Origin of the sequence: Marinobacter sp. (genome assembly GCF_039977835.1) — a bacterium.
Lineage (GTDB): Bacteria > Pseudomonadota > Gammaproteobacteria > Pseudomonadales > Oleiphilaceae > Marinobacter.
Window position 1 is genome coordinate 1 of the sequence record NZ_JBDWCL010000001.1, and the last position, 16,406, is coordinate 16,406.

General features: G+C 49.3%; 14 protein-coding genes. 8 read left to right on the top strand and 6 right to left on the bottom strand.

Translation table 11 applies throughout. The annotated features are described in order from the left end of the window. The coding region (locus tag ABJM11_RS00005) for an IS3 family transposase (RefSeq protein WP_348295686.1) at nt 1-811 on the top strand (811 nt) is incomplete at its 5' end. On the opposite strand, the gene ABJM11_RS00010 is transcribed toward ABJM11_RS00005, so the two are convergent. Both ABJM11_RS00010 and ABJM11_RS00015 read right to left on the bottom strand, forming a co-directional pair. Continuing rightward, entirely contained in the window at nt 804-2,915 is a 2,112-nt protein-coding gene (locus ABJM11_RS00010; RefSeq protein WP_348295687.1) for a hypothetical protein, read from the bottom strand. The two genes, ABJM11_RS00005 and ABJM11_RS00010, sit on opposite strands and share 8 nt — an antisense overlap. Continuing rightward, nucleotides 2,908-3,444, bottom strand: a complete 537-nt coding sequence (locus tag ABJM11_RS00015) for a hypothetical protein (protein ID WP_348295688.1) — start codon at nt 3,442-3,444, stop codon at nt 2,908-2,910. Before ABJM11_RS00015 ends, ABJM11_RS00010 begins: the two co-directional genes overlap by 8 nt. A gap of 175 nt (nt 3,445-3,619) precedes the next feature. Between ABJM11_RS00015 and ABJM11_RS00020 the strand changes: the two genes are divergently transcribed. Further along, nucleotides 3,620-3,835 (top strand): MbcA/ParS/Xre antitoxin family protein, encoded by a 216-nt coding sequence (locus tag ABJM11_RS00020; protein WP_348295689.1) that lies wholly within the window; start codon nt 3,620-3,622, stop codon nt 3,833-3,835. 380 nt (nt 3,836-4,215) lie between these two features. Here the strand turns inward: ABJM11_RS00020 and ABJM11_RS00025 are convergent, their stop codons facing one another. Genes ABJM11_RS00025 through ABJM11_RS00035 form a run of 3 tightly spaced genes read right to left on the bottom strand, consistent with a single transcriptional unit; the run spans nt 4,216 to nt 6,308 of the window. Then, nucleotides 4,216-4,647 (bottom strand): hypothetical protein, encoded by a 432-nt coding sequence (locus tag ABJM11_RS00025; RefSeq protein ID WP_348295690.1) that lies wholly within the window; start codon nt 4,645-4,647, stop codon nt 4,216-4,218. A 52-nt stretch (nt 4,648-4,699) separates the two neighbouring features. Further along, the gene (locus tag ABJM11_RS00030) at nt 4,700-5,710 is read right to left on the bottom strand and encodes a nucleotidyl transferase AbiEii/AbiGii toxin family protein (RefSeq protein WP_348295691.1); all 1,011 of its coding nucleotides are present in this window, start codon (nt 5,708-5,710) and stop codon (nt 4,700-4,702) included. Then, complete coding sequence (locus tag ABJM11_RS00035) at nt 5,703-6,308, bottom strand: DUF6088 family protein (protein ID WP_348295692.1); 606 nt, start codon at nt 6,306-6,308, stop codon at nt 5,703-5,705. The genes ABJM11_RS00030 and ABJM11_RS00035 overlap by 8 nt, the downstream gene beginning before the upstream one ends. Before the next feature lie 217 nt (nt 6,309-6,525). Between ABJM11_RS00035 and ABJM11_RS00040 the strand changes: the two genes are divergently transcribed. The 6 genes from ABJM11_RS00040 to ABJM11_RS00065 all read left to right on the top strand — a co-directional run bounded on the left by ABJM11_RS00040 (nt 6,526) and on the right by ABJM11_RS00065 (nt 15,676). Further along, complete coding sequence (locus ABJM11_RS00040) at nt 6,526-6,690, top strand: helix-turn-helix domain-containing protein (RefSeq protein WP_348295693.1); 165 nt, start codon at nt 6,526-6,528, stop codon at nt 6,688-6,690. Between the two features lie 587 nt (nt 6,691-7,277). Continuing rightward, nucleotides 7,278-8,429: a ThiF family adenylyltransferase gene (locus ABJM11_RS00045; RefSeq protein ID WP_348295694.1), complete on the top strand. Its 1,152-nt coding sequence runs from the start codon at nt 7,278-7,280 to the stop codon at nt 8,427-8,429. Further along, complete coding sequence (locus ABJM11_RS00050) at nt 8,410-9,513, top strand: ThiF family adenylyltransferase (RefSeq protein WP_348295695.1); 1,104 nt, start codon at nt 8,410-8,412, stop codon at nt 9,511-9,513. Before ABJM11_RS00045 ends, ABJM11_RS00050 begins: the two co-directional genes overlap by 20 nt. A 2-nt stretch (nt 9,514-9,515) precedes the next feature. Next, the gene (locus ABJM11_RS00055) at nt 9,516-11,708 is read left to right on the top strand and encodes an ATP-binding cassette domain-containing protein (RefSeq protein WP_348295696.1); all 2,193 of its coding nucleotides are present in this window, start codon (nt 9,516-9,518) and stop codon (nt 11,706-11,708) included. Between the two features lie 659 nt (nt 11,709-12,367). Continuing rightward, complete coding sequence (locus ABJM11_RS00060) at nt 12,368-14,581, top strand: hypothetical protein (RefSeq protein WP_348295697.1); 2,214 nt, start codon at nt 12,368-12,370, stop codon at nt 14,579-14,581. A 126-nt stretch (nt 14,582-14,707) separates the two neighbouring features. Beyond that, a complete protein-coding gene (locus ABJM11_RS00065) occupies nt 14,708-15,676 on the top strand; it encodes a viperin family antiviral radical SAM protein (RefSeq protein ID WP_348295698.1) in 969 nt (322 codons plus the stop codon). A 650-nt stretch (nt 15,677-16,326) separates the two neighbouring features. Here ABJM11_RS00065 and ABJM11_RS00070 read toward each other — a convergent pair. Continuing rightward, the gene (locus ABJM11_RS00070; protein ID WP_348295699.1) at nt 16,327-16,395 is read right to left on the bottom strand and encodes a hypothetical protein; all 69 of its coding nucleotides are present in this window, start codon (nt 16,393-16,395) and stop codon (nt 16,327-16,329) included. Between the last annotated feature and the right edge of the window lie 11 nt (nt 16,396-16,406).

The following is a 16,406-nucleotide window of genomic DNA, read 5'->3' on the forward strand; positions in this document are numbered from 1 at the left end:
TGCGTTTGATATCAGTCGTTCAAGCTATTACGAGTACCGCCAACGGCGGAACCATGTGGATGTAGAGCGTTTGGCCCTGAAGGCTCAGGTAAACCGCCTGTTTACCAAGAGCCGCAGCTCTGCCGGCAGCCGGACAATCAAAGGCTTGCTCAGCGAGGAAGGTGTTATCGTCGGTCGCTTCAAGGTTCGACGACTGATGAGCGAGCTGGGACTGATCTGTAAGCAGCCAGGCCCCCATGCCTACAAACAGGCCACCGTTGAGCGACCGGATATCCCGAATCACCTGGATCGTGAGTTTGCGGTAGAGCAACCCGACCAGGTCTGGTGTGGTGACATTACTTACATCTGGAGCGGCCAGCGATGGAGCTATCTGGCTGTTGTACTGGATCTTTACGCCCGGCGAGTTGTTGGCTGGGCAATGTCATCGAGTCCGGATGCGGACCTGGTTGTAAAAGCTCTGGATCACGCCTGGGAACAGCGTGGTCAGCCAGAGAAAGTCATGTTCCACTCAGATCAGGGAAGTCAGTATGCCAGTCGTAAGTTCCGTCAGAGGCTCTGGCGCTATCGAATGACCCAAAGCATGAGCCGGCGTGGCAACTGCTGGGACAATGCCCCGATGGAGAGGCTGTTCCGAAGTCTGAAATCTGAGTGGGTACCGGCCCTGGGATATCGGAATCTGCCTGAGGCCCAAAAAGATGTTGGTGGCTATCTGATGGACTACTACAACCGGCAAAGACCTCATACGTTCAACGGTGGCATTCCTCCCGTTGCAGCAGAGGAAAACCTTAAAATACTGTCCGGGATTAGTTGACCACTACAAGTATTCCCGAGGCTTTCGTTCCACCTGAGGCTTGATCTAGGAAAAACAGAAAGTGGGCAGGAGCCTTGATCCCCAATAATGCCCATAACTGGCTAACCACCCGCTCACGGTGCTGTTGGTATAGATCCAACTGCCAAGCAAAAACGCCTGGTACAGGTACGAGCCTCGCGTGACTGAATGCACTATCGGTTTTATCTGCAATCACGAGCATCCCAGAGAGCGGGTCGTAGTCCGTATCGCGAGACAGCGGCGCCTGTACGCTGCGATAACCGGTGGAAAATACGAGAAAGAGAGCAACGTACACTGTCAAACTGTTATGGAGTTCGATCAATGAGTCAGCAGAGAGCGGTTTTTCACGACTCTGCTTCAACTGACGACGAGTTTCGCTAACCAAGTCATTGATCCACTCGGCTTTCGGGCAGAAAGGGCTACCAATGAGATATGGGCGATTCTGGCGCGAGCGGATCGGCAGCATCAGATCTTTAAAGTCATCTGGCACCGCCCCCTGCGTTGCTTCGAGGTAACGCTTCTGCAAATCCGACTCGGGAACACAGTAATAGTGCGTTCCAACATGGGTCCCGGTAGCAGGCTGATTCCCTGTTATGAACGTCGCATCGACGGCATCACCCTGGGTATCTGCAATTTCGTTGTAGATACAACGTTGCAAACGAGTAATTGTCACGCGCGCGCCTTCTTCCGAACGCACATCAGCGAGAAAGTTCTTTGCACTCATCATAATGTCGTCGACGTCTACTCGTGGAAACAAGTAGCCATGCCAGCCGCTCTCGTCACCTCCGATATAGTCGGTGAGCAAATTCCAGAGCAGGGTAAGAACCGGTAGCCGCAGTTGATTACCAGTCTGATGCAAACTCCTCTGCCATTCCGCCCTCAATGCGCGCATGCGCTCAGGCACGGGCACATTCACCTGGATGAAAGCGCCCTCATGACAAATCGCCATCGAGTCGTCGGAAATGCGTTCTGGAACCAGTCCCTCCTTGCTGAACAGGCGTGCATTCAAAACCAAAGAGAGTGGTCGGCCAGTCAGGAACACCAAACCCACCGCCAACACCCCCGGATTTCGACCCGCGCCCTGCCATGAGAGCTCAGAGACTACCGAGTCAATCTCGAATTCTGTCAGCCGGTCCCAGCGGGCGGTCAGGGACTGAGCACCGCGACGCATCTGATTGGCGATATGGCGAGCCTGGAAAACACCGCGTTGTAATGAACCGCCCCGTTTTGGATTCGCTCTCTCGGATGGAAGAATTTGGCGAATCTCTGTCATCACGTCGGTTGCCGCAAGAGCATCTAGCCTTCCTACTTCGATATCCGCTGGTTCGGACACCGACATCTCAGCCAGCGAAAAGTCCTCGCCACCGTCATCACCGAGCTCTTGCGGGGTAATCGCCTTTGCTCTGACCTGCTCATCAAATTGCGATCCAGGTACGCCCCGCGTTTTACTGCGTGATGCCACAGTTAGTGGCCTCTCTAGACCAAGTGACAGGCCTATCAATCTGCGGATGTGGCCCAGTTGCTGCAATTCCGCACGGCCATATTCCGAAACCTCCGATTGTTCGACCTCTCTTAACGTTTGATAGCAGGCACCACGACTCGGCAACTCAAACGAGACTGAATCGAGCACACGACTATCGAGGCGGCGCAGCTCACGAAATGCTGCCTGGATGTTTGATGGTGGCATCTTTGAGCTATCAGAGGTCCCCAAGAGACCACTGTGGGCAGCGACCAGAGCGTGTGCTAGCAGCTGGAGGCGGCCCTCAGATACCCCTTTCTTTTTCGATAACACCTGTAGGCAGGCATACATGGGATGGGCGGTCTTGAACTGTCGATCAGCATCAGGTTTCTCAACCCAACGTCCGGAAACATCCACTTGATCAGAGATCGCTGTGCAGAGTTCGATCAAGTCCGGGACCCAATTAAGAAACTCAGGCTTCTCTTGGGAGCCATCGTCTTTCATTTTGATCAGCCAGGCACGTTTAAGCACGTCACCCAAAACCTCCGCCACTCCCTGAATACCGAGCATTCCAGAGGGAGGAACAATAAGCTGTTCGAGCACATCGTGCGTGTTGAGATCACCCATTTTGACCTCCTCCACTGTTCATTGGAGCGACTTGCGCTTTTGCCGATGCTTCGGACAATGACTGGCGCCGCAACCCAGCAAGCTGGGCAAGCGCTGCTTTCGACGACACAAAGAACGCTTTGTCCCTGCACAATGCCATATCCCAAAGCGCAGCCACCGCTTGTGCGTAGTATTTGCTATCCATTGCAAACACCATGAGATTAAGCAGCTCTCGCTGTGCGGAAGCCCATTCGAGACCAGATCGACCCGCAGCCTCGTCCACAATCACGCGAATCCGAGTATCTCCAGGCAAGAAAGGCTTGAAAACCAGTGTTCGGACATTGCTGATGACGTGAAAATTTTTACCATCCATTACGCCGACGGGGGGATGTGCCGCGATGTAGTCCTGAATCAGACTCTCAGGCATTGAAGAAAACGATGACACTCGATATGTCATCCCAAGCAGAGCCCGCCGGTAATCAGCGGGCAGTTTTGACGAAAGGACCAACTGGTCCACTCGAACCGTTCGTGTTGTGAATCCAACGGACATCGGTATAGCCTCCAAAATTAACCGTGAAGCCATTTTCAAGGCTGGCAAGTGCTCTGTGTTCGCTGTAATTGCCCAAATTTCGCAATTACTCGCGAATCGGCCACTTTTTTTGCTTGCAGCGGTGCCAAGTTGTGAAAAACTGAAGTAGAAATCGCAGAAAGATGGACCGCTTGATATGAAGAACGAACAGACTGTGGATGAACTCCGGGAAGTGGCATACCAGGAAATCGTGGACTTGTTCGAGGGCGACAGCCGAGCTGCGGACCGGTGGTTATCGTCGTCCGTACGTGCACTTGGCAACCACCCTCCAATCTCGCTCATGGGTACCAAGCCCGGCATTCAGAAAATCCGGAATACAGTGAGGAAATGGTCAGAGGGTGCGGTCTCTTAGAGGGTTACACCGAGAGCGCACGTATGAAAGGCGTTGGATCTTAAGACGGGCTCATAAGAAACTCTTAGCAGTTGACCTGATACGGTCAGCTTGAGCGTCGACAACCAAGTCAGCACGGATTCCGTTATGGACAAACGATTGAAGAAAGAAGAGTCGTCTTCTGTCGAAGCGACTCCGGCATTCGGTCAACCGCTTACCCCTGAGGAGAAGAGAATACTAGTGGACGGAGGGGCACTTGTGCCCGTTCCAGGACTGGCTGGCTATTTGGAAAAAGTGCTTTGCACTCCTGTTTCATACGTAGATTGGATAAACGCTGGAAATCTAAAGGGCCGACCGTTGGTTATGCGGAAATAGCGGTGACAATAATCGCCACTAGGGCACTAACTCATTGGCTCGAAATACAATCGATACTGGCCGAATCTAATCGAAGGCATGGGACAAGACGGATCACGCTGGTCAGTCCTTACCACGGTCTTTGCCGGAATCTGAGTGCCACCGTTTTGGTAGTCTGATTCGGCGCGGCCCGGTTCCCAAGCGATGCCAAGCTTAGTCAGCCCCGCCTTTGCCACCTCGTCAAATCCACCGCTCGCATCCAGCATCGTTTCACCGGTAATTCGATTTCTGCGAGCTTTTGCCAGAAGCCCGTCTCCAATCCAGACCAAATCGCCATCACCGACCAAGCACGCTATAGCTCGGCCAACCTGCTCATCGGTAGCAAGCTCAGCAAAGTCTGCTGGAAGAAAAACAACCTCAGCACTATCGGCAATGGCTTGCCGAATCCGGGGTATCAGAGCCGACTCAATGCGTTCCATATCAACTTACTTCCGGCCGGCAGATTAAGAGAGCAGGCTGCCATAGTAACGCTCACCACGTATTCGCAAGGCTTTCGAGTCTCCGAATCGAATCGACAATCGCCTCAAAACTCGGGGGCGCTGAATACATCATGCCCGCGCTCACCATTTTATCATAGTCACTACGCAAGCTTTCGAGGGTGTCCGTATCCGGCAACAGCTTCAATCGACCGTCCAAACAAGCGTCATAGTCCGCATAGCCGGTGTGGAAGAACACTTTCTTATGACGGACGACCTCCTCAAACAGCTCCCGGTTTTCAACAGCCGATTGGCCGGCGGGATGCTCGGCGAGCATGACTAGGTCGTACCAATGCCTGGAAAGCCTTTCAGCAGTCTCCCTAAGCTTGCCCCTGTTGCACTCGACATGTATGAGCGTAGCTTTCTCCCAAAATGTCCGTTCCGGTGAGAGAACCACGACCTCACTGCTCGGAAAGACGAGGCCTTCCGTCAGCTCAGAGATGTATGGGGAGACCGTATGAGTTTCGTTAGGATCGATAACGTTCCTGCCACCCAGCTCAATGAGTACCTGGGAACGAATGTATTCGCCCGGTCCCTCTACAACCGAAGGGTAAGTGACCCAGATCTTTTCGCCACCATCGTCCAACTCTACCGTGTGCTGCTCAGCCGTTGGCAATTTGGCCAATTCACTTTCCAGGTATGGGACGACTATTTCCTTCGCATAGGCGAGGACATAGCTTTTTAGCCGATCACTGAACTGCTTGGTTTTAGTCCGGCTCACCCCCTCCGCGAAGGGGTCAAAATCCTCCTCGAAGGCGCGATAATCCAGCGTGATATCGACGTCCTCGGAAAAGCGATCAATCACACCGTAAACCTTGGAGAGCGATGTACCTCCCTTGAAAGCCATAGGATGTGCGCCGGGCATGGAGAACAGAGCGTGCAAGGTCCAGCAGACCCATATATCCTTCTCCAGCACCGAGGCTCCGCGAGCCAGTTGAGGCGCAACAGTTTGCAGGATATCGCTTTGTTCTTCTGCGGACAGTTCGAGAAACACCTGCTCAGCCATGGACACGCCCTGTCTCATATTGCCTGAACGCCTCGGTCATCCACGCCGGCATACGTGAGGAAAGCAGCGTCTCGAACTCTTCTTCGCTCAGCCCTTCCTGGATCCGCTTCACTACCTCGGTGCTGATATTGTTTTTACCCAGATACCAAAGGGCAGAGAGGGCCAAACCAGGCCTCTTGCCTGCATGCTGAAGCTTCCTCTGACTGCTGGTGTGCATGAGCTTCACCTTAAGGTTGCCGATGCGGATTTCACGGCTAGGTCCATTGGTGTAGTAGACCGGCGTCGTTGGCATCTGAGTACTGAGCTTGAAGCGGCGGGCCGCTTCGGCCCCATGGACCTGAACGGTCTCTCCATGATCTCTCGCGATCACCTCGACCACGCGTGAAACGTCCGGCATGACATTGCCGACAAATCGGCTTTGTTTGGGGCGGACGAAAACACCCCGTGCGACCCGCTGGATAGCGCCTCCTTCTACGAGCCTGGACAGGGCTTTGTCGACAGCAGCACGCGAGCCCAACCGCAGAAAATGGCTGTTGGTAAAAGGTTCACCTTGCGGAACTTTGGCGATCTGGCGCTGAACAGACTCTGTAACGGACATGGTACTCACCTCTAAACAAATGTCAGAAATACTATCACTTTTTCTGACACTGTTCAAGATGTGATCGACCCTTGCCTACAGCGACTGCGACCCGACATACGCATTAGCGGGATCGAATCACGATATCTTGCTGCATATTTCGCCCACGTGTGAACTCCGGACCTGCCGTTAAAGAGGGGTTGGTGTTTAGTCCCGCATTCGAAAAGGAGGTATAGCCATGTTTTACAACGTCATCGAAGTCAGTATGCGCTACAAGGTTTCCCGTGCGACGATTTGGCGCTGGGTAAAAGAAGGGAGGTTCCCTCAACCCGTTAAACTCTCTCCCGGGACTACTCGCTGGCGGGAAGAGGACCTACAGGCTTTTGAGAAAAAGTTGAAATGAACTGACCACCATCACACTGAATCCCGAGGATTGACTACTCGAATAGGTTAGCCAGAGGTATACCAGCTCGGTTTCAAAGGCCCCTTTCGCCATCCACCGCCAGGAAGGTCCACCAACCAAAATGTTCAGAATCCTCGCTAACTCGGTACCTCTCAAAAGTCCTTCTCCACTAGACAGCGCACCCTCGGGGGTGACCCTCAACTGTGTACTGACTCTCATTGAGGAAACGCCCTGATCATCAGCTTGAAAGGAACCAAAATCCGGGGTTGGGGAGGGGCGCGCCGCGTATTCAACAATGAGGAAACGGGTTGCAAAGAACGACATGTGTGGGGCAAACTCATCGTTCAAAGTTGCTGACTAAAACCAATGGAAACGGAGTTAACATGGCGCAGGTTAGTTTGCAGTTCGAAGAGATCACAGAGAAAACACAAGCAGCTCGCTATAGCGATGGCTGTTCAGGAGGCCGGAGCGACTGCTGTACACGAGTTTGCACTCGGAACGAAGCCAACTCTGATGAGAATAGCCTTGCAGAATGGGATCGTTACCTGGAGGTTAACGCAGGAGTAATACAATATTAATAATCCAGCATGACCTCTATTCTAGACAAAAGGTTCCGCATAAAAGACTCTATCGACATTTATATTGACGATAGAGTCGAAGAGCGGACAAAAATCCAATTCTATAAAATAAACACACGAGAAAAGATATCAATCACTGCTGACAGGCAGGTCACCGAAGTATTACGATGTCTTTCTGGAGTTGCGCCTGTACAAGAGGAGTTGAATGAACTTGGCTACACTTTCGATGAAGTGGAAGCCATCAATCTTTTCACGTTTCTTGCGCAAAAAAACGTAATTGAAGAAATCACTGAAACCCCACCTCCCATAGACAACTATTTAATTGACCGATACCTAAGACAGATTAATTTTTTTGATAACTTCTTCGATCACGTAACAGGCTACGAAGCACAAAATAAGTTACTCAAAACCAAATTAACCATCATTGGAGCTGGAGCGGTAGGATCAAATATCGCGACACAGTTAACAAGAGCCGGATTGGGAGCGATACAAATCATCGATCCTAAAGAGCTTTCCGAAGGCTCAATAGAACGCCATTCATTTGCGACACGCTTTAATATTGGGGTACCCAAGGTGACCGCCCTAAAAGAACACCTTGAGCAGATAAACCCTGGAATCCATATCACAACAAGCAGATCATTGCTCACCCCAACCACAAATTTAGATGCACTTATAGATGAAGACACGGATCTTGTAATCAATACAGCAGATGAGCCTTATATTGGTCACACTTCCACAAAGCTTGGGCGATATCTTTGGCCAAAAAAACTGCCGCTGTACGTGGCCGGCGGATTTGATGCACACCATATGAGTACCGGCGAATTCATCATACCCGGAATTACGCCTTGCATAGACTGCTGCTCCAACACCTTCAGAGAAGCCCTTAAAGATTGGAAGCCAACATATGCTAGCGACCAGACTAGCACTAAAAGCAGGCCTAAACCGATCACAGAAAATTCCTTTCACAGTATTGGCGGCAGCTACGCTCAATCTTTATTCTCAAGTAGCCATGCGTCCATCAGCATCATTTCTTTTATTATAAAAAAGGACAAAAACCTACCAAAACTATCCAAACGGGGCGAATACCTCATCAACCATGGCACCATGACCTGGTTTGCAATGCAGAAGAATGAGAAGTGCAATGTCTGTGGAATACTCTGATCATTTAAAGCTCCGAGGTTCTGTTGCTCTAGTTTCCTTCGGAAACACTATTGAGTTTTTCAAAACGAACACCCGTGACTCTACAAAAGTCGCCATCAATTACGAAGGAATGGAAGAACTACTACTTCGGTTCACCGGCGACAGAAATCTGAGAGAAATATGTGACTCGCATAAAGACATAGAACGAGAGACATTAAAAAATTTTTGTGGGTTTCTTAATTCCAAAAACATCCTCATAAATTCTGATGCTTCATACTTACCAACTGTCGAGAAACGTTTTGGGAGACTTATTGGATTAATTGAAGATTATCTCCCAAGAAAATCCCTAGTCATTGAGGCTTTAGCTAATTTAAGTACTTCAAAAGTAATGATAGTCGGCATGGGCGCTGTCGGCACTTGGGTTGCTGAAGGGTTAGCTAGAGCTGGAGTAAAAAACTTTCAACTTGTCGACGATGATATTGTAGAGCCCTCAAACCTCCACCGCCAAAATTTCTCTAACTATCAGGTAGCTAAAAAAAAGGCTTCAGTAACAAAAGAAAGGCTACTAACCCTTGGCGCAGAGAACGTTGAAATTTTCGACACGAAAATCGATTACGATTTTTTCTCAGAGAATCCCCCAGGTGCTGATCTAATAATTAACTGCGCCGATTTTCCAAACGTCGATATTACAACTGATATCGTAGCCCGTTACTGCATGGCGAACGGCATCCCGCATATTGTAGGTGGTGGTTACAACCTGCACCTAACATTAGTAGGACAAACAATAATTCCAGGACTAACAGCCTGTGCAAAGTGTTTCGAGATACACATGCAGGCACAAAATCAGGATGATATTTTTGGAGTCAAAAAACTGAATCGAAGAAACCGAAAAATTGGTAGCTTTGGCCCATTAACAAGCCTTTCTGCGTCTATCACCACAATAGATTCGATAAAAGTATTAATAGGGGCCTACGAAGATCTCACAAATAACAATACTCGGATAGAATTCAGGCTTAATGAAATGGATTTCCAGAGAGAACCGATCCCGAAAAACCTACAATGTCCTTGGTGTGGAAAAGATGGCATTTTTTCAAGGAATTTATAATCATGCGGAACACTCTTACGTTAACGGGAGTATCAACCAATAATCTAAAACATGTTTCTTTAGAGCTACGATACGGTACGATGGTAGGCATTACAGGTGTAAGTGGCGGAGGAAAATCTTCGCTGGCTTTTGATACGCTATACAAATTTTGCCGGGATGAGTTTGAGGCGATCCAAAGTGGCTACGCTGCTAGCCCCAACTATAGAATTGAATCTTCAAGCGGCATTATACCTGCTGTCGGGCTACAGCAAATTAACCAGAACACCAACCCGCGCTCTACGATTTATAGCTACCTAAACCTAGCATCAAAAATTACCTTCTTCGCTCTTGATCGCAATGGATTGCCATGCCCGCGAAAACTAAAAATCACAAATCCGCTTAATCAATGCAGAAACTGTAACGGGCTAGGACATACGAGCACTTATTCTCTCCGGAAATCGATAAACTATAACAAATCAATCTTAGAGAACCCTTTCCTTCCTTGGCAATCCAAAGGCTCAAACAAGCTACACTCTCTACTAATAGATTATGCAAATAAAGAAAGAATCCCGACAGACCTGCCTTTTAATAAATTAAGCCTACCTGAACAAAATAAACTTATTTATGACATTTCTAGCGAGAAGATAAAGGTATCTTTTCAAGCCAACGGCAAACGAAAGATTCGCTCCTTAAATTACGAAGGCTTAGCGATTTATCTTGACCGGCTACATACTTCAAACAATAAATCTGACCATATTTCATTAGATGGCTTTCTAGATAGTCACATTTGTGAAAAATGCTCTGGCTCCAAAGTCGAACCAGAAATAGGAAACAATATTCATCTAGGAAGCCTAACCTTTTCAGAATTTTTAACTGAGCCCGTAAGTTTTATTAAGAAAACTCTCGCACCACTAAATGAGTACCACGGGTCACCTCTAGAATCACTCCTGAAAGCTTTAATAAGCGCAGGTTTAGATTATCTACACCTGGGGCGTTCCATTCCAAGCCTTTCAGGCGGTGAACTTCAAAAACTGAACTTTGCAAAGACGTGTGCCTCAAGCATCCATGGCATACTTGTTGTTCTTGATGAAATTTCAGCAGGCATTCATCCAAATGACTTTATGCCGATCATCAAACAAGCTCATGAAATCAAGAAACGAAATAATACTATAGTTCTTATTGAGCATAACGAGTTTTTCCTACAACATTGCGATAAGGTTGTTTGGGTAGGCCCTGAACCAGGAAAACTCGGCGGTTTTATCTATGCCAACCACGCGCCTACACACGAAAAGATACAGCTTAGTGAGTATATACCTCCTCAGACATTCAGTGAGTATAACTCCATAAAAATAAACAACATTGAGAGCGTAAACCTTAGGCTTCCGAAAAACACTGTTACAGCTTTGGTTGGTCCCTCCGGGTCCGGAAAATCCTCTCTCGCGCGTTATCTATCAAACATAGATTCGAAGGTTATTTTTATCGATCAATCTCCAATAAGGGGGAATATTAGAAGCACGGTTTCAAGTTACCTTGGCTTGAGTAAGCCTCTGGCAGAATTCTACTCAAAGAACCACAGTCAAGATTATCGGAATTTCTTACCTTCCGCAGGTTACCCAGCTTCATGTGAAGAATGCGATGGTACAGGCACCATTAAATTCGAGCGCGGCTATGAATCTGCTTTGATAATTGATTGCCCAAAGTGCGAGGGCAAACTGTTTTCCCCCACCGTCAACAAATACCTGTGGAATTCTTTGTCGATTTCAGAGATTTATGATTTAAACATAAATGAGCTACCTGAAAGCCTTGATTGCATCGCCAGATTAAAAAGTGCACGAAATATTCTAGATAATATTGGTTTAGCTCACCTCTCGCTTAATCGAAAAACCAGCACATTGTCAGGAGGCGAGTTAAAACGCTTAAAGATCACTCAGCATTTCATGTCACGCTCACTAAGCGAGCGCATACTAATTATTGATGAACCTGGCGCTGGCCTTGACAGCCTCTCTATAAACAGACTTATAAGATTTATCGTTAATCAAAAACAAGATATCAAAGGTCTTGTTCTAATAGATCACAAGCCTCAGGTCTTTGCTCAATGTGAATATATTATCGAGATGGGGCCAGGCTCAGGTCCCGAGGGTGGAACAATCGTTTATGAAGGAGACCCTCACGGATACTACCAAAAATATAATCAAATATTAAAGCGCTTAAGTTGAGACAAGGATTTATGATAGCAACCGAAGACGTTTCTTTGAAAGCTAGCCCCTTCGATGAAAAGTATTTGTGATGTCTAAAAACAAACGACTTTGAGCAATTCAGCTACACACTCTTCGTGGTTGATATAGAGCCCCCGGGCCTTCAGAAGCTGAAGTTATTGAGGAACATCGATGGTGGGCTTGGCGAACTGCGTCATGCCTGTTTTCTCCAGGCATAAAAAAACCCGCTCGATTTGTGCGTGACTGCCGAGGCAGACATAGGCATGGCGGGTGTATTGGCACCCTGATTATGCAAGCTCAACCTGTTCCCTTATCGACTCTGGAACCAAAAAATCTGCATGATACCACCAAGCGACGACTTCGAAACAAGGAGAGGCTCGACAATGGGAGTTCGGCCCTTAATCCATTCACTATCTTCCTTTACCGAAATGTCGCCTACCAGCTTGTAGCCTTCAGGCTTTTCTAAGGAAAGGTAAATTGACTCCCAGAAAAAACCGTTCTACTCTTTCTCTGCGCTTATCTGCGGTCGGCTACCGAGCTTGATGCTCACTTTTCCGCTCCCCTCTGCTGCACGGGAGGTTTCAGCTGCAGATTCCAATCAGATTTTGTATCTGGAGCGCACCTATTGTGAAACCTAATCCTATGAAATGGAGAAAACCATGTGCAGGATTGATGCGCCCTACGGCGATCGCTACCTCGATGAAAAAAGTGATCCCACTGAACGTTTCCTTCAGGCGCTCGATGAGTCTGAAATCGACGGTCAGTCCCGCTCACTGCTGACCAAACATTTCTCTGACAACTGGAATCGCATATTCGGATCGGCGACGGATCTGGAAAAGGTTCTTATTGCCGCCCAGCATGAGACTTCAGATCAGAAGAAATGTGCTGCAATTCTCTCTTCCGGCCGCTTGGCTCAGAAACTGACCATGCAGCTCCTGAACAAGCACCCGATCATGAACCAGCGCAACGAAGTCGCTGATCATGGCTCAGAAGTATTTCTTTTTGCTAAAGAAATCGCTCAAACACTCTTTTCGGCATCGCCATACTCACTGTACAGCGCTCTCAAAAATTTGGGCACCACTGCATCTTTAACAGTGTCCTTCGACTGGTTTGTCACCGCACTATACGGAGAAGAGTTCTGTTTCTCCCCGACGCTGTTCGACGATCCTGCGCTCGTTGCTGAAGACGAATCGACAAGGAACGAAATACTCTGGGGCTTCTTTAACACGATGTCCCAGTATGAGGACGGATACCGGAGCGACCTGGCAAGCATGTGCGGCCTCCAAATTAAGAACCTGGTCTCCCTCGCTTCATTGCAGTTGCATGAGGGACCGCCAAACCTCGGTTCTTCCAAACTCCTTCAGGGGATCCGATTTCTGAAAGCCTGGGTCGCATCCGATGCCGCAGCAGGAAGACTAGCCAGCATAAACGAGGGAGCATTCCGGATCCTGGAGTTTGAGTGGTCGAACTTCGAGTCGACACTTCGCTCTTTCGATTCTTCCGATTACGCTCAGCTCGACGTGTCCCAGGCGACCGATTGGCTGGAGAGAACCAGAATCAAATTTTGGGAGGTTCTATGCCTCCATATAGATCCAACCTCTGTAGATGATCAGCAGATTGAACAGTGGGCTTCACTACTTAATCTCTGCTTTACGTCTCTCAGCATTCGCTATTCAGAAGTTCTGACGAAGTCTGTTGAGGAACGGGAAATTCGTGAGAACGAATACCTGAAACATATCTGTTCCGAGCTCACTGACTACCAACTGAGAGCTTGGATACGTTGGTCGATTCGGAAAGACATCGGAGCAGTACTACGCCTGGCAGAAAGAACCCCGCTCGCGAGAGAATTTTGCGGCAATGAAAGCAGGAAATGGTGGGCGACCGAATACTCAGCCATCTGGAAAGCTCAACTTGAGGACGAGCTCAGCAACCTCGATATCGAGACCAAACTGACCGTCCTTTCCAGCGAGTTGCGCCGTCTTCCCAATGAAGCCACTGCCCGCGAGTACCAGGATTGGTGGGATGACCTTTTGGAGCAATTAATTCACGATCCCGATTTCCCGCCTGCCTTAACGCCGCAGTGGTCGATTTCTGCAGCTGACAGACTAGACAACGAGCTAGTGCTTCCCTACATCGATAAAAGCGTCGGGTTGCTTCGAAGAGAACTGTCCAACGGCGCACAGCCACACCACCACAGGCAGCTTGGGGAATTACTGAGAAAGCTGTCCTTTCTCAAGCCGTCAAAAGCGTTGCGGCATCGACTCATGTTGATGCGTTCATCAATAAAGCCACTTTCTGACGAGTCGGTTGCTCACTTCAACCCGATGAACAGCGAGAACTCCATTGATTGGTATTTGCCTCTGAGAGAGGCGGCATGGGACCGGCAGGCAAAAAGAACGAACCTGGGATCTCCTCTTAGCAGGGAAGAATATGAGCAAGCTGCACTGGAGTGCTACGAGTCTTTTGCACTCGAATTGGTTGAATTCTGCCTGAGCCGTCTTCGCCTCCGGAAAGGAGAGAAGCCCAAAGATGGCAAATATGGTGCTAGCCAGGTAACCGAAAAATCCGCCATCTGGCGCCAGGGATATTTGAAAGCGTTACTGGAACTCGGCCTTGATCCGAGCGGGAAGGTCCATAAGACGGTCTACTTCACCAAACAGTTCGATCCTGATGAAAGTGTTCGAGCGGTTGCAAAAGAGTGTTATCGGGCTGTCCGCCGAGAGGCCAAAAAGAACCGAAGCATCCAGGATTTCAAACGTGGACTGATTGCCGCTGAATGGTGGTTGTTGATGAGTCAACGGCTCGAACTCAATTTCGATGTGAACCACGAGGAGGCACTCAAGACCCGGCGCAACTTGTTGCGCAATCCGTAATAAACCGAAAACCTGAACCCAAATCCAAGTGGTGTACTGGAGCCTGATGCTCCTCCCCTGACGCCCCGCGTCCGCCATGTAAAAACTTCACGGTCCGTACAACGGATTCCGTCAAGGAGTATACGCATGCGTACGAACACCCTTATTTTTCCAGAAAACCCAGCGGCAACACCTCCTGTCAAGATCTCCGCCGTAGATGAGCTCACCATAAACTGGCACGTTACGGAAGCCTGCAACTATCGCTGCCAGTATTGCTACGCGAAGTGGAAGGACTATCCTAATCCACGGGAGTTATTTCATGATCGCGGCCGCACCCGCGATCTGCTGACCGAGTTATTCCGGTACTTTCAACCCACGAACACCAGCAACCCATTACGTGAAGAGCTCTCGTGGAAAGCGCTTCGCCTGAATCTCGCCGGCGGAGAACCCTCGGTCCTTGGCGAACGTTTGTTGGAGATTGCCCAGGTAGCACGGGAAGTTGGATTTCAGCTTTCCATTATCAGCAATGGCTCACGACTGACGCGCTCAATGATCAAGGAACTAGCGCCTCATTTGACATGCCTTGGCATCAGCCTGGATTCAGCAAATCCGACTACCAACATGGAGATTGGCCGAGCCCTTCGAAGCGGACAGCTCCTCGACCTTCAGGAGCTTGCAGGCCATGTACGTCTGGCGCGCAAGATCAACCCCCGACTCACAATAAAGCTCAATACTGTCGTGAACCTCCTGAATGCCGGAGAGGATCTCAGCGATTTGGTTGGAGAGATACGCCCCCAACGCTGGAAGATCCTGCGTATACTCCCGATTGTTGACCGCGCATTAGCGATCAGCGACGAGGAGTTTGTCGCCTTTGTTCAAAGGCATCGTGCTTTCCAGTCGGTTCAATGTGTCGAAGACAATCGAGACATGTGTGAGTCCTACCTCATGGTCGATCCTTTCGGGCGCTTCTTCCAAAATCATCCCTCATTAGCCGGAGGGTACCTATACAGCGATCCCATTCTAGCCGTTGGCGCACAGGCCGCATTCTCGAAAATCGCATTCGATTCGGCCAGCTTTCAATCCCGCTATACGGGCGAGCTGGGAGGGAAACAGTGAAAAGGTACAGCTCGAACAAAGACTGGAACGTCGTCATCAGACGCCTCGTCAAGCTCGGGTGGAGGTATCGTCGCGGTGGCAAGCACGGACGACTCACCCATCCCGACTGTTCTAAAACACTCATCATTTCGAATTCACCGAGCGATCACCGAAGTTTGCAAAACTTCATGCGAGCTGTCAGATCGACTCGGGACTAGACCGAGGGAGCCAATAGCCAGATGCAACACGAAGCCCGCTGACCTCCTTTTGGAGGAGGGCCAGCGGCAGCTTACGATCGAGGTCTCATCAATGTAGCAACTCGCTGAAAGTACTGACGCACCCCAACCATTGAGAGTCAATCTCGACTCCCGACTTCCTTCCGGCCATTTTCATCCCTGTAATTCCCATAAAATTAATGGGCTATTAGCCCATTATCGTTATTTCCCTCTAACCAAAAGCTGCACTCCCGAACTCACCGATGTCCGGATCTCGGACACACATTTCCTAACAGTTGCGGACTTATATCCAACGCGTAAAATCCGGGCATGCATGATCAAAAGCGTGCTTAGGGCAACGATCAAAGTCCGGTTTCCGGACACTGAATCCTTAATGTCAATGGCCATTTATTTTGACCCACCTTTGGCCAATAAAATTGACCCACCTTTCATAGTCTAGCTTGTTGTCTTCTGCTTTAGCCGATAGCTTTCTCCTCCCAGCATAAAGATGTGTGAATGGTGGATGACGCGGTCAA

Bases quoted from the DNA above. Each gene is read 5' to 3' on its own strand.
- ABJM11_RS00060 (WP_348295697.1), top strand. From the start codon at position 12,368: ATGTGCAGGATTGATGCGCCCTACGGCGATCGCTACCTCGATGAAAAA.
- ABJM11_RS00010 (WP_348295687.1), bottom strand. From the start codon at position 2,915: ATGGGTGATCTCAACACGCACGATGTGCTCGAACAGCTTATTGTTCCT.
- ABJM11_RS00065 (WP_348295698.1), top strand. From the start codon at position 14,708: ATGCGTACGAACACCCTTATTTTTCCAGAAAACCCAGCGGCAACACCT.
- ABJM11_RS00050 (WP_348295695.1), top strand. From the start codon at position 8,410: ATGTCTGTGGAATACTCTGATCATTTAAAGCTCCGAGGTTCTGTTGCT.
- ABJM11_RS00040 (WP_348295693.1), top strand. From the start codon at position 6,526: ATGTTTTACAACGTCATCGAAGTCAGTATGCGCTACAAGGTTTCCCGT.
- ABJM11_RS00015 (WP_348295688.1), bottom strand. From the start codon at position 3,444: ATGTCCGTTGGATTCACAACACGAACGGTTCGAGTGGACCAGTTGGTC.
- ABJM11_RS00035 (WP_348295692.1), bottom strand. From the start codon at position 6,308: ATGTCCGTTACAGAGTCTGTTCAGCGCCAGATCGCCAAAGTTCCGCAA.
- ABJM11_RS00045 (WP_348295694.1), top strand. From the start codon at position 7,278: ATGACCTCTATTCTAGACAAAAGGTTCCGCATAAAAGACTCTATCGAC.
- ABJM11_RS00025 (WP_348295690.1), bottom strand. From the start codon at position 4,647: ATGGAACGCATTGAGTCGGCTCTGATACCCCGGATTCGGCAAGCCATT.
- ABJM11_RS00055 (WP_348295696.1), top strand. From the start codon at position 9,516: ATGCGGAACACTCTTACGTTAACGGGAGTATCAACCAATAATCTAAAA.
- ABJM11_RS00030 (WP_348295691.1), bottom strand. From the start codon at position 5,710: ATGGCTGAGCAGGTGTTTCTCGAACTGTCCGCAGAAGAACAAAGCGAT.
- ABJM11_RS00020 (WP_348295689.1), top strand. From the start codon at position 3,620: ATGAAGAACGAACAGACTGTGGATGAACTCCGGGAAGTGGCATACCAG.